This is a genomic window from Oleiphilus sp. HI0066, from assembly GCF_001635725.1.
In genome coordinates this window covers 1-13,989 of sequence record NZ_LWFH01001123.1, presented here as the reverse complement: position 1 = coordinate 13,989, position 13,989 = coordinate 1, and the positions used below count along the sequence as shown (strand labels likewise).

10 protein-coding genes are annotated in these 13,989 nt (G+C 44.0%); 8 read left to right on the top strand and 2 right to left on the bottom strand.

The window, feature by feature from the left end:
• From A3738_RS14780 to A3738_RS14760, 5 genes are all read left to right on the top strand, one after another.
• Window positions 1-958, top strand: a 958-nt coding sequence (locus A3738_RS14780; protein WP_156504273.1) for a sterol desaturase family protein, incomplete at its 5' end; no start/stop codon positions are given.
• A 152-nt stretch (window positions 959-1,110) separates the two neighbouring features.
• Window positions 1,111-2,538: a DUF4856 domain-containing protein gene (locus tag A3738_RS14775; RefSeq protein WP_082878488.1), complete on the top strand. Its 1,428-nt coding sequence runs from the start codon at window positions 1,111-1,113 to the stop codon at window positions 2,536-2,538.
• A gap of 214 nt (window positions 2,539-2,752) precedes the next feature.
• Window positions 2,753-4,000, top strand: a complete 1,248-nt coding sequence (locus A3738_RS14770; protein ID WP_068476939.1) for an imelysin family protein — start codon at window positions 2,753-2,755, stop codon at window positions 3,998-4,000.
• Between the two features lie 122 nt (window positions 4,001-4,122).
• Window positions 4,123-6,375, top strand: coding sequence for a TonB-dependent receptor domain-containing protein (locus tag A3738_RS14765; RefSeq protein ID WP_082868904.1), 2,253 nt, complete (start codon window positions 4,123-4,125; stop codon window positions 6,373-6,375).
• A 361-nt stretch (window positions 6,376-6,736) separates the two neighbouring features.
• Window positions 6,737-7,789, top strand: a complete 1,053-nt coding sequence (locus tag A3738_RS14760; protein WP_068476941.1) for a hypothetical protein — start codon at window positions 6,737-6,739, stop codon at window positions 7,787-7,789.
• Window positions 7,790-7,799: 10 nt separating this feature from the next.
• Here the strand turns inward: A3738_RS14760 and A3738_RS14755 are convergent, their stop codons facing one another.
• Together A3738_RS14755 and A3738_RS14750 are read right to left on the bottom strand one after the other, a co-directional pair.
• Window positions 7,800-8,273: a peroxiredoxin gene (locus tag A3738_RS14755; RefSeq protein ID WP_068476942.1), complete on the bottom strand. Its 474-nt coding sequence runs from the start codon at window positions 8,271-8,273 to the stop codon at window positions 7,800-7,802.
• Window positions 8,274-8,351: 78 nt separating this feature from the next.
• On the bottom strand, window positions 8,352-9,707 hold the full coding sequence (locus tag A3738_RS14750; RefSeq protein WP_068476944.1) for an MATE family efflux transporter: 1,356 nt from the start codon (window positions 9,705-9,707) through the stop codon (window positions 8,352-8,354).
• A gap of 134 nt (window positions 9,708-9,841) precedes the next feature.
• On the opposite strand from A3738_RS14750, the gene A3738_RS14745 reads away from it, so the two are divergent.
• The 3 genes from A3738_RS14745 to A3738_RS14735 all read left to right on the top strand — a co-directional run bounded on the left by A3738_RS14745 (window position 9,842) and on the right by A3738_RS14735 (window position 13,859).
• Window positions 9,842-10,993, top strand: a complete 1,152-nt coding sequence (locus A3738_RS14745; RefSeq protein ID WP_068476946.1) for a cytochrome-c peroxidase — start codon at window positions 9,842-9,844, stop codon at window positions 10,991-10,993.
• Between the two features lie 73 nt (window positions 10,994-11,066).
• On the top strand, window positions 11,067-12,356 hold the full coding sequence (locus tag A3738_RS14740; protein WP_068476948.1) for an imelysin family protein: 1,290 nt from the start codon (window positions 11,067-11,069) through the stop codon (window positions 12,354-12,356).
• A gap of 81 nt (window positions 12,357-12,437) precedes the next feature.
• Window positions 12,438-13,859 carry a di-heme oxidoredictase family protein gene (locus tag A3738_RS14735; protein ID WP_068476950.1) on the top strand — a complete coding sequence of 474 codons (1,422 nt, stop codon included), beginning with the start codon at window positions 12,438-12,440 and terminating at the stop codon, window positions 13,857-13,859.
• Window positions 13,860-13,989: the final 130 nt, after the last annotated feature.

Sequence of the window (13,989 nt, the reverse complement as noted above, 5' to 3'; positions counted from 1 at the left end):
AATTCAAGAAGTCAAAGGACACAATTGGCCAGCAATGCTATTCCCAATAGATGAAGAGGCAATTTACGAAGCTGTACTTGTTCCCATGCAGTTTTTACTGGAACCAAACAAACGTCTTTATTTTGGCTATATTCTATCGGCGCTCATTCTTGCAACCTGGGTTTATCATCGTCACATTTGGCGTTCAAGAAATAGCCTTTCACAATCTCTATTTCTAGCTGGACTTCTGCGCTTCATCTTCCCCAAAGCAATCTGGCTTAATCGCTCAAGCGCAATCGATTTTGGACTGCTCTGCCTCAACGCAACCTTAAAAGCACTCTTGTTTATTCCGCTTATTATCAGCGCGTTTTCAGTAGGGTTTTATACAGTCAAGCTGCTTACCCTTGTGTTTGGACCACTAGAGTTGTCAGGCACCGAAACATCAACAGTGTCTCAGTCTTTTTTAATTCTTTCGTACAGCTTATCCCTTACACTAGTATTAGATGCGTCACGTTATCTGCTCCATCGTTTGATGCATCAAATACCATGGCTTTGGCAATTCCATAAATGGCACCACTCCGCAAGGACAATGACCCCCCTTACACTCTATCGTATTCATCCCGTAGAGTCTGCGCTGCAATACACGCGTGATGTACTAGTGACCGGTGTAGTGACAGGATGTTTTTTTTATTGCTCAGGCCAGAATATAGATCTCACTACAATTATGGGAGTCAACGCCGCACGCTTTGCATTCAACCTGTTTGGGGCAAACCTTCGCCATTCTCACATTTGGCTATCATTTGGCCCACTAGAGCGAATATTTATTAGTCCTGCGCAACATCAGATTCATCACAGTTCTGCTCCCGAACACCATAATCTAAATTTTGGTTCTCAATTATCTATCTGGGATCGCATGGGAGGGACCCTCTACCGCACAGATCAATACGAAAGACTTAACTTCGGGCTCAAAAGGCCATAAGACCCTACAATTTAACGCGCTCACCAATAATAATTTAAATAAAAATCATAATTATTTTCATTATTATTTGACATCTCTCGCGAAAAAAAAATAAACTCCTGACGCAAATAATAATTATTATCATTTATCACAATTTATTTGGATTATAAAAAATGAAAAAGACGTTTACCCTTTCAGCAATGGCACTTAGCGTTGCATTTGCTGGCTGCAGTAGCAGCGATGGAGGCGGTTCTTCCGCTCAACCTGCCTATTCTTTTGAAAGCCAGTTTGAAGCAGGCGAAAGTAGTATTTCCTATTCTGGTCAAACAGCGCGCCAAGTATTAATTTCAGATTTGAAAAGTCTAATCGCTGGCGATTTCGCTACGGCCACAGTAGCTAGCGATGTGCTGGATGAATTAAATGCTCTATATGACGCTAATTCTGGCGGTGATATTGATAACACCAATTACCTTTTGACCAAAGGCGCAGAAACGCTTAGCCCAGGCCCAACCTACGGCGACATTTCCACTGGAAAAGACCTGAAAGAAAAAATTGCTGGTGAAGACAACAGCCTACGCCACACTACTCTGCGCGGCTGGGCAACAGGTCTGGACGCAAACCCAACACCAGACGAGTTTGTTCAATACCTATTCGGTATCGTTGCAGCAAATGCTGTTGATCCAAGCGTACGCCTCAACCCTGTAGATGCGGGTGACGCACTACCTCCTTATTTGACAGTTACAGGTGTTGACCTGCAACAACTTACCAACAAGTTCTTGCTCATGTCAGTAGCGTACTCTCAAGGTACGGGTGACTATTTAAGCGATGATCTTGGTAATGGCAAAGGTATCAACGCAAGTGCAGAGCAAACCGTGAAAAGCGGTGTTCCTAAGCCTTACTCAGGGCTAGAACATGCTTGGGACGAAGCATTCGGCTACTTCGGCGCAGCACGTGACTACGACCTATACACCGACGCTGAGATCCGCAACCACAGCTCTGCAGAGGGCAACCCACGTGGTGAAGGTTACTTCGACACAAATGGCGACGGTGAAATTGACCTGCGTTCAGAAATCAACTTCGCAGCAGCAGTTAATGCCGCAAAACGCGATTTTGGTAGCTCGGATGATGCTAAAACTAATTTCACTACAGCTATCTTTGATGCCTTCGTAACAGGTCGCAGCTTGATTACTGAAAGTGGTGCTGATGTTGACCTAGTCGAACTGGAAGCGCAACGCGACATCATCGTTAACAACTGGGAAAAAGTGTACGCGGCAACAGCTGTTCACTATATCAACGACACGCTTCAAGACATGAACGATTTCGGTACGAATGATTACAGTTTCCGCAATCACGCGAAACATTGGTCAGAGTTGAAAGGTTTTGTTATGGGCCTTCAATTTAACCCGAATGCACTAATCAGTATCACAGACATTGAAACAATCAACACCAACCTAGGTGATGCACCTGTACTTTCTACTGCCGATACAACCACGATCAATAACTATCGTGCAAGCCTGATTGCTTCACGCGATATTCTCCAAGCTGCTTACAACTTTGCTGATGAGAATATGGGTGATGCAAACGGTGAAAACGGCTGGTAAGCACCTACGCAATTTCCGTTAGCCAGCACATTAAGCAGTTATACAAGCCGCTGAGCAACGGATAGCTTTACAACAAGGGTAGGATTCATTTAGAGCCTACCCTTTTGTGCGTTTAAAAACACAAACATTATCAGGTCTAACCTAGTTTCAGTTCCAGCAAGCAAACCTTAATCACTTGCTCATTGAAACCAACACATAAGAATTGAGGTACATTATGTTCAACTGGAAACGTTCTTCTGTAATTATCAGCGCCTCCGTATTTCTCCTAACAGCCTGTGGTGGTGGAGGTAGCTCAAGCTCAGATACAAACAACAACCCCACTCCGGATGCAGAATTGACTGCCCAACAACAAGCACTAACCGATATTGCGAATGCCGTGATTCCAGTTTTACAGAACAGCAACAACCAAGCACTAAGCCTAGCAAATGCTATTGATGCATATTGCGATGAAGTGGCAATTAGTTCCGCCAATGTCGCATCCACCCTAGCGACAGCTCAGAGCACTTGGCAAGCTGCGATGACTGCGTGGCAACAAGCTGAAGTCATGAACTTCGGGCCATCATTCGACGGCGGGAACAATAGTATTCGAGAGCGAATTTATAGCTGGCCGGCCAAAAGCAGTTGCTTTGTTGATGGCGCCTTAGTTGATTATGATGACGATACAGCAGGATTTGATATTAACAGCCAAACCCCTCGTCGTATCGGATTAGATGCGCTTGAATATCTACTGTATTCCAATGATCTTGACCACACGTGTTCAACAGACAGCTCAACAACAAGTCCGACAAACGGTGCGTGGAATATCAGAACAGATGCTGACCGCTCACTTGCCCGTTGTGAATATGCCAAAATCGTAGCAAACGACGTTGCAGCTCAAATCACCGCTTTGTTGGACGACTGGCAAGGTGCAGGTGACAACTATTTTCAACAATTAAGTACTGCAGGCAGCACAAGCTCTCGGTACTCTTCAGCAACAGAGGCGTTGAATGAAATATCAGACGCACTGTTCTATCTAGATACAGAAGTGAAAGATATGAAAATAGCGGAGCCTGCCGGTATCAGCGCTGACTGTGCTAGTACAAGCTGCCCTGAAACAGTTGAATCTACATACGCCAACCAATCGCTGGCAAACATCAAAGCAAATCTTCAAGGTTTTCTCGCGGTATTAAATAACGGCATGGACGATTTACTTGAAGATGCAGGCCAAGGCAATATCGCATCCACCATGACAACCGATATTAATGCGGCAATTGCAAACATCGATAATTTCGGCACTACACTCGTTGCTAGCGTGACAGGAATCAATGAGGCTGACTGCACTAACTCTACTTCAGATAACAGACTTGAAGAAGCTTGCGCACTGCATGCTGATGTTAAGAAAGTCACAGATGTTCTTAAGACTGATTTCGTCACAGCACTAACTTTAGCGATTCCTCAATCAGCAGAAGGAGATAACGACTAGACCAAAGCGCTAGCGTTGTTATTTTCTATATCGAGCGAGGTCACAATCTTCTAGGCTCACAAAGAAGATTGTGATCTCGCTTAGTTATTTTTATTACCATAGATTTTACCCTATACCTGACTATGAAAATTAAGCTGTTACACCTTGCCTTTGCGGCACCTCTAGCGTTTTGCATTAGCCCACTATCACACGCGCAATCTGAAAATGAGGCTTCACTTAGTACCGAAGAAGCAGTCGCTTCGTCTTCCATTACCAGCGTTAAACGCGAAGACATCTACATTACCGGCGGTGCGACTCAGATCAAAAAACAACCGGGTTCCGCGCATCTCATCGACCAAAATGACATCGAAAAGTTTGAATATGATGATATTAATCGTGTGTTAAGCCATATACCGGGCGTCAATATTCAAGAAGAGGAAGGCTATGGCTTAAGACCCAATATCGGTTTGCGTGGCGCACATCCGCATCGCAGCCGTAAAATCGCATTAATGGAAGATGCAGTTTTGATCGGGCCTGCGCCCTACTCAGCTCCTGCCGCATACTACTTTCCAATGTTCGCAAAGATGGAAGGTATAGAAGTATTTAAAGGCCCGTCTGCCATTAAATATGGACCTAACACTGTGGGCGGGGCGGTAAATATGGTGACACGCTCAGTTCCAGAAGAAGATGGTGGACGCCTAAATATCGCCTACGGTACAGACGCCTATTCAAAAGCGCATTTGTTCTATGGCCAGAGAACAGATACTTGGGGCTGGTTAGTCGACGGCATCAACTTACAGACTGATGGTTTTAAAGACCTAGACACTGGCAATGACACTGGCTTTAACAAAAGTGATATTACGCTGAAGGGCTTGATCAACTCAGATATTAGCGCCGATATTTATCAGCAATTGGAAGTCAAAATTCAGTACTCGGATGAAGACTCTGACTCTACCTATCTTGGTGTCACAGAAGAAGACTTTCAGGACACGCCTTATCGACGCTATGCAGCTAGTGACCGAGACCATATGGACGCCGAGCATAAGCAATTGATGCTAACGCACTATATCGAACTCGACCCTACCTTATCGTTGACGACCATTGTTTATCGCAATGAGTTTGAACGACTCTGGTCTAAGTTAAATGGTTTCGATACCAATACATCTTTATCGGAAATCTTTGCCAATCCGAATCAAGGCATTAATGTCGATTTTATTCAGGTATTACGCGGCGAAATAAACTCGTCAGATCTGGGCCCAGACGGAACGCTAATTGTTGGCAACAACGATCGTGAATATGTTTCTCAAGGCATACAGTTTTTGGCACACTGGGACCCAATGCTTCTCGGAGTCGCACATGAATTCGAGTTTGGATTCCGCCTTCATAATGACTACATCGAGCGAAATCATACGACAGACTCGTTTTTGATGACGAACGGCGAGCTCATCTCTGACGGAGCCGCGACTGTTGCAACCACAACCAACAAAGATTCCACAGACGCAATAGCAATCCATGTACAAGATAAAATCAGAATAGGCGATTGGACACTGACAGGTGGTGCCAGAGCAGAGTTTATTGATACCGTGCGAAAGGATCGTTCCAGCAGCAACGCTGATGACATATCGAATGAAGATACGGTTTTGATTCCAGGACTAGGTGCGTTCTATCAACTCACACCAGAACTGGGATTACTCGCCGGCGTATATAAAGGCTTTTCACCGGTTGGTCCCGGACAAAATGATGATATCGACCCTGAAGAAAGTATCAACTATGAAGCTGGCTTTCGTTATTACGAAGGCGCTTTCAATACGGAGCTAGTCGGATTTTATAATGATTACTCTAACATTAAAGGCGTATGCACCTTCTCTTCTGGCTGTGCCGACGCTGACATAGACAAAGAATTTAATGGTGGCGCAGCAGAGATATTAGGTGCCGAAATTACGCTGGGTTATAGCCTGCAACACAATGATCTGTCTTATCCATTTAAGTTTAACTACACCTATACTCAGGCCAAATTTGCGGAAAGCTTTGGTTCAACCAACCCAGATTGGGGCGTAGGTGATATCAAGAGCGGTGATCCACTACCATATATTCCAGAACACCAAGCGAGCTTCTCGACAGGTATCGTTGGTAAAAGCTGGCAAAATCACCTTATCGTCAAGTACGTTGGCGAGCGAAATGACACCGCAAATACGAATGTAAGTCCTAGCAACAGAACTATCGACGACTACATAGTCGTTGACTTGAAGAGCAGTTATAAAGTTTCTAAGGACCTGCATATTTATGCCAGCCTGAGAAACGCGCTAAATAAAGTCTACGTCACCTCGCTACGCCCTTTTGGCGACAGACCAGGTATTCCAAGGCAAGTTCAGGTCGGCATGAAGTATAACTTTTAACTAAACAGGCTACCGCAATTAGTTGATACCGATAAGGGTAAACATTGAGTATGTTTACCCTTTTTTGAATCCGACACTCAAACCAGATTGGCATGATAAAAGCTCAAAGAGAGTAGCGAGAAGTGAACACTACCAACGAACAGCCCTAATTGAGCATCGAAAAAATGAATCGGCTTAACTTGCAACCTCATGCTTTAACTCCCTTCAATCTTATTCCCTTTTACGGACCTTCTTGCGACAAGTTTCACGGAAGAGAATCTATATTTTCTCGCTAAAGCTTGTTGCATCGACTGCCTTTTCGATTAATGATCGTGCTGTCAAACCAATACATCAAACAAAATATCACATATAAGGATACGTTTTGATCGAGCTTTACGCTGGCGAAACTGCACGAAAAACGATTCAAGAACAAGGATTCAAACAATCGCTATTTACGTCGTTTCTGGGTGCCTCCGGAGGCCCAAAATGGTTTAGTTTATACGGCTTAGATAGATACCTTTTTGGATATTTCTTTAAAGATAGAACTCAAGAACTCAATCTCATTGGCTCCAGCGCCGGAGCCTTCCGAGCAGCTTGTTTTGCGCAAGCCAATCCAGTTGTAGCGATCGAGCGATTCGCCAGTCATTATTGCGCGACTATATATCCGGAAAAACCGAAACCACGCGACATTACTGACAAAGCAGAAATACTATTAAGAGACGTTGTTAGTGAGTCCGGCATTGATGAAATTCTTCACAACCCAGTCTTTAAAGCACACTTTATCGTCGCTAAATCTAAGGGTTTTGTGCAGTATGAAAATACGATGCTACAGGGACTTGGTCTAGCAAAGAGTTATGTTGGCAATAGAATCAACCGCAAGCATTTAAAATCTCAGTTCGAACGCTTTGTATTTCATCACCCTAATAGTGAATTCACCCTACAAGACCCCGATAACATTCCAACGCAACATGTCTCGCTTTCAGACAGTAACTTAATGCCGGCACTCTTGGCGTCGGGCTCCATACCGATGGTTATGGCAGGGATAAGAAATATACCAGGCGCCCCTTCGGGAATGTATCGAGATGGAGGAGTAATCGATTACCACTTTGACTTTGAGATTCAAAACAAAGGGCTATGCTTGTACCCACATTTCAACCCAACGCCCAAACCTGGTTGGTTTGATAAAAGCTCAAAGAGAGTTGCGAGAAGTGAACACTACGACAGAACAGTGCTCATTTGCCCATCGAAAGACTTTATTAGCGCTCTACCCTACGGAAAGATCCCGGACAGAAACGACTTCGTAGACTTAGACGTCACAACAAGACAAAAATATTGGAACACAGTTCTACAAGAAACAGAGAGAATGGCTGAGTCACTTGATTCAGCCATTAAAACTGGAGAGATCATCAAACTCATTAAACCTCTCCCTTTCTGAAGAGCACGATTTAGAGCTGACCTAAGATGACCTCAGCTCCGCTCACTTCATACTGCATAGGTTGATCGATATTCAAAGCCGTTACTACGCCATCTTCCACAATCATTGAATAGCGCTGCGAGCGAATCCCGCCAAACGCGCCTGTCTCGACACCTAAGCCAATCGCTTTAGCAAACTCTCCGTCCCCGTCAGCGAGCATCAATAGGTTTTCAGCATTAGATGAATCTCCCCATGCCTTCATCACAAATGCATCATTGACTGAAGTGCATATGATCGCATCGACACCTTTGCCCTTTAGCTCATCCGCATGCACAACATAGCTCGGCAAATGCGCTGCAGAACACGTTGGCGTAAAAGCTCCAGGCACAGCAAACAGCACAACCTTCTTACCAGAAAATAGCTCAGAACTTGTTGGATTCTGCATCCCGTCGTCGTTTAACAACTGAAATGTGTGCTCGGGAAGTTTATCTCCGACTTGAATCATATTAATCACCTTAGAATTCTTAGTTAAAATCAGCTTTTAAACTACGTTATAAACTGATAATAAGATTAATTTAAACAATTAGTATCGATTCGAGAAAACTAACCGGCTGTCAGGATAGGTGCGAAAAAACAAACGATTTGCCAAAACGACTGCAAATAAGCCGAATACGAAAAACGTCAGACTTGAACCAATCAGCGCTCCATACAAACCGAACAATTCGCTACCAACATAACACAACAATAAAGTCCCCATTGTTGCCCTCGCTAAACTCAAGCGCATTGACCAATTAGGCTTGCCGAGATTATTGAAAATACCATTTGATAAAGCGATCGCTCCAATACCCATAGATAGCGGTATTTGCACCAAGCAATAAATCATAATCATGCCTGCTGCTATGCCATCAACATCATACATATCTGCAATAGCATCATAACTAAGCATGCCTAAAACCCATATAATCAAGGTGTAACATGCGATCAAACATAGGCCAGACCTGTAGATCTGCCCCACACGCTCTGGCTGATTAGCGCCTACGTTTTGCCCCACCATTGGGCCTGCAGCTCCGGTGATCGAGAAAAACACTGAAAACAAAACTGGACCTAAACTACCAACAATGGCCATGCCCGCCATTGCCTCATCGCCATAAGCAGCAACTATCCAAACAACGATCATACTTCCCACTGGCATGAACCAATTTGAAATCAGCACCGGCATTGTAATTCGTCTTACGCCCGGAAACTCTTGTTTGACGAAGATCAAATCAATTCGTTTAAACCAACGCAACTGGTGTCCGAAGTACCAAATACCAATTCCAAAAGAGATAAAGCGTGCAACGATAGTTGCACATGCTGCCCCCTCTATTCCCCACTCAAACCATTCAATGAAGATTGGACACAATATGATATTCACAATCGTTGCAATCAAAGATATCCACATCGATGCCTTGGCCATTGCTGCAGCGCGCAGGCCAGATGCGAAAATCATGGCTAAAACACCTAATGGGGATACCAGCAAAGTTAGCTGGAGATAGCTTGTTGCGTAATCAAAAGACGCTCCCTTGGCACCGAGAATGGATAAAATAAATGGCAACCCTAATAACAAGACTGACATCACGAGCAAACCAATGAGCAATCCCATCAACACAATAGATGTAAATAACTGATGCGCTGCGTGTTCTCCCGAGCGAGTCAATTTTTGACTCACCAGCACAGAAGTAGCGACCGATAAACCGATACCAATCGCAGACATGAACAAGCCAATTGAACTAGCAAATCCCATTGCAGAAAGGACATGCACATCATTCAAACGACTTAAAAAATAGGTATCGACCAAGGACAGTAACATCCCTGCAACCATTGCAATCCACGATGCAAAAGTCATCGACAATAGCTGGCGCGCTACAGAACCAGACAGAAAAGTGTTCGATTTTTTCAAAAGTAAGATCTCTCAATAAGTCGGCCGCTATTATCGCCACATATAAAGGTTAATCAATACTTGATCTAAATCATTCGCATTTGCTTTAACTTATCTATACTCTTGGGGAAACTGACAGAACTCTAACGCATACAATGAAAATCCGATTACTCTCAATATTTTGTATCGCCACACTCGCATACACTGTATCAAGCTATGCTAGCGAACTAAGCGAGCTCCAATCGCTCGGCAAAAATCTTTTTTTTGATCAAAATTTATCAATAAACAGAAATCAATCGTGCGCAAGCTGCCACCATCCAGACAAGGCTTTTACAGATCCACGATCACTCAATGCCGCAAGCGCCGGCTCAATTGGAGCAAATAACACAAGTATCGGTGACCGAAATACTCCGAGTGCCGCCTATGCTAGCTTCACACCTGAATTTCATATAAATGACTCAGGTCAGTACATTGGCGGACTATTTTGGGACGGTCGTGCAAACAACCTAAAAGAGCAAGCGGCTGGCCCTCCCCTTAACCCTGATGAAATGGGGCTTCGTTCAGACGCTGAATTTTCACAACGCATCCGAGAAAATCAAAACTACCTTTCCGCGTTTTCGAAACTCTTCGGCGAACAAGTTGTTAAAGAAAACGGCAAGTTATTTGATGCAGCGATTACAGCAATCGCGAATTATGAAACAAGCACGGAGTTATCCCCATTTGACTCAAAATACGATCGGTATCTTCGGGGAGAATACCAAATGACGGCTGAAGAAGACTTAGGTATGACGCTCTTCTTCTCCCAGCAATTTACGAACTGCAATCAATGCCACCAACTTCATACCAGCAACATAGCCGCTCAAGAAACATTTACAGACTACACGCACCATAATATTGGTGTTCCAAGCAATATTGCGTTGAGAAAAATTAACGGCACTCCTCCACGAAGCCAAGATTTTGGCCTAGGCTCTACCGACAAAATAAATACAGAAAACCGTGCCAAGCTAAATGGGAAGTTTAAAGTCCCTACGCTTAGAAACGTTGCAATCACAGCACCATATATGCATAACGGCGTGTTTAACGAACTTGAAACAGTGGTGCGGTTTTACAACAAATACAACAGCCGTTCTTCAAAGAATCAAACCAACCCTGAAACTAATCAACGGTGGTTAGACGCCGAAGTGTCGGAAAATATCTCACTGAAGGAGCTAGAACATGGACCCGCTTTAGACACTCGACGCATAAAAGCACTTGTTGCTTTTATGAAAACCTTGACGGACAAAAAATATGAACACCTTATAAAATAGTTATTGCTAATCATTCTCATTAGCAATAACATGGCATGCACAACTAAAAATAAATCATTTTTTGGGGAAATAAATGGAACACACTAAACTTGTTAGCGCTGCAATTATCTCAGGCGCTCTACTCACTGCGTGCAGTACTGTAGATGAAGCTCCAGCGCAAAAGACAGCAACGGCTACTGACGTGGTTAGTCAATATGTAAGTATCGCTCAATCAAACTATGGCGACTCATTGAACACGGCAAAAACACTCGATACTGCAATCAAAGCTTTGCTAGACGCTCCATCTGAAGAGTCGCTTGCGGCGGCAAAATCAGCTTGGATTGAAGCGCGTGTACCTTACCAACAAACCGAAGCATATCGGTTTGGCAACGCATATGTTGATGACTGGGAAGGCAAAGTAAATGCTTGGCCACTAGACGAAGGCCTCATTGATTACGTTGACGCTAGTTATGGCACTGAATCTGATGAAAACCCATATTACGCTGCAAACATAATCGCCAATCCAAAGCTTAACGTTGGTGGCGTTGAAGTAGATGCATCATCAATCACGCCAGCGTTGCTATCAGAACAGCTTCAAGAAATTGATGAAGTTGAATCGAACGTAGCAACTGGATACCACGCCATTGAATTCCTGCTATGGGGTCAAGATCTTAATGGAACAAATCAAGGCGCGGGCGCACGTCCAGCAACAGATTTCTCACTAGAAAACTGCACTAACGGCAACTGTGACCGTCGTCGCGAGTATCTTCAAGCTGCAAGTACACTATTAATTTCTGATCTTGAAGATATTGTTGCAGCATGGACTGCAGACGGTGAAGCCACCAAACAACTTCTTGCGAAAGGTGATAATGGCGGTCTTTCTACCATGCTAACAGGTATGGGTAGTCTTAGTTATGGCGAGCTTGCCGGTGAACGTATCAAGCTTGGCCTAATGCTTCATGACCCAGAAGAAGAGCACGATTGCTTTGCAGATAACACGCATGCATCTCACTTCAACGACGCACTAGGTATTAGAAATATTTACCTTGGCTCTTACACTAAGGTAAGCGGAGAAGTTGTCGACGGCGCAAGTCTTTCAGATCTTGTCGCAGCAAAAGATGCCGAACTAGACCAAGAAATGCGCAACAAACTAGACGTTACAATGTCAGCGATGCAAGTAATGGTTGATGAAGCGAACAAAGGAAACACCTTCGATGTTTTAATTGGTGAAGGCAATGCGGAAGGGAATAAAGTAATTCAAGACGTCGTGGACGCTCTTGTGGATCAAACCAAAACTATCGAAAAAATTGTTGTGGCTCTCAATCTTGAAGAGATCGAAGTTGAAGGCTCTGACAGCTTAGACAACCCAAGCGCAGTACTTTAAAAAATTGCTCAACTATAACTAACATTCAGTTTGCCATTTTGGCGCTTCTCTCCCGGGCTTAATAGCCCGGTTTTTTTGTTTATGATTACAAGCAAACCAATAACGATTTTAGGGTTTGGCAGCCTGTTAGTTGCCTCTCTTTTTTATGTAAGCACCTTTACGTCTGCGGAACATACTTCAAAAAGCGATGATTATAATCATCATCTCCCTGCCGGCTCGTTAAGTGCTTCTAATACAGGCGCTGATACGTTCCTTCAGCCTTTCAAAGGCATCGGACTAGAAGAAGGCTTAAACTATAGAGTAGGACAAGCCTTATTCGAAAAACTATGGGTATTTGCGCCTTCAAGCACCCAAGCTAGTGATGGTCTAGGCCCTTTATACAACGCGCGATCTTGTGCCCAATGCCATGTCAAAAACGGAAGAGCAAAGCTTGATTTCTCAGAGAATCTCGTGATCAATCCGGTTGGGTTAGTGATCAGACTAAACAACCCAGAGTTCGGTCAAGACCCATTTTATGGTACGCAAATACAGCCCTTTGCTTACCCCAATGGACAGGCAGAAGCTAATTTGGAGATTCACTATTCAACTCAAATGGTGTCAGTAGCCTCAAATACATCCGTATCGCTTTTTGAACCCCGATACACTCTATCATTCCCTAGCAATCACTCTCTCCATCCAAGCACACAACAATCACCTCGAATGGCAGGTGCATTAATTGGGCTAGGGCTAATTGAATCAATTGACGACGAAGACATTCTAAAATGGGCAGACCCTAATGATACGAATAACGATGGCATTTCTGGGAGACCGAATTATGTTCCCAGCAGAGATACTAATTCATCAGAACTAGGACGTTTTGGCTGGAAGTCCGGACAAGCCACGCTTGCTCAGCAAAACGCCAATGCCCTACACACTGACATTGGAGTTGGTTCGAAGTGGTTCCCTTCTGGTTATGGAGACTGTACCGAGCAACAAACTGACTGTTTGGCGCAAGCACACGGCAATACAGAACAACAAGATGGCTACGAAGCATCAGACAAAGTCATGCAAAGTATTTTGTACTTCACTTCGATGACTAGCGTGCCCAAAAGAGTGAATTTAGACGATAAAGGAATAAAAGGTCAGCAACTATTTTCCGATATTGGCTGCGCGGACTGTCACCGACCAAGTTATACTCTTGATTCAAAAATCCAAGCGCTGCCGGTTAACGAAACCATATGGCCATACTCAGACTTCTTGTTGCATGATATGGGCGAGAAGTTAGCAGATGGCTTTATAGAGCATCAAGCAAACGGCTCTGAATGGCGTACACCCCCACTTTGGGGCCTGGCATACCAAAAGCAAGTCAACCAGCAGTTACGACTATTGCACGATGGTCGAGCAAGAACCGTAACAGAAGCTATTTTATGGCATGGCGGAGAAGCTAGAAAAAGTAAAACGCAATTCGTCAATTTATCTCAGTCTGATCAGAACCACCTGATCCAGTTTGTGGAGTCACTCTAGATGACCAGTCTTTTTATGCGACATAAATCCTTTTTATTAGGGTGCTTATTTTTTACGTCTTGCTCACTCGCCAACGCCGATTGGAACTCATTCAATTCAGACGTTGTAAACACACAGATTATTCCCGGTT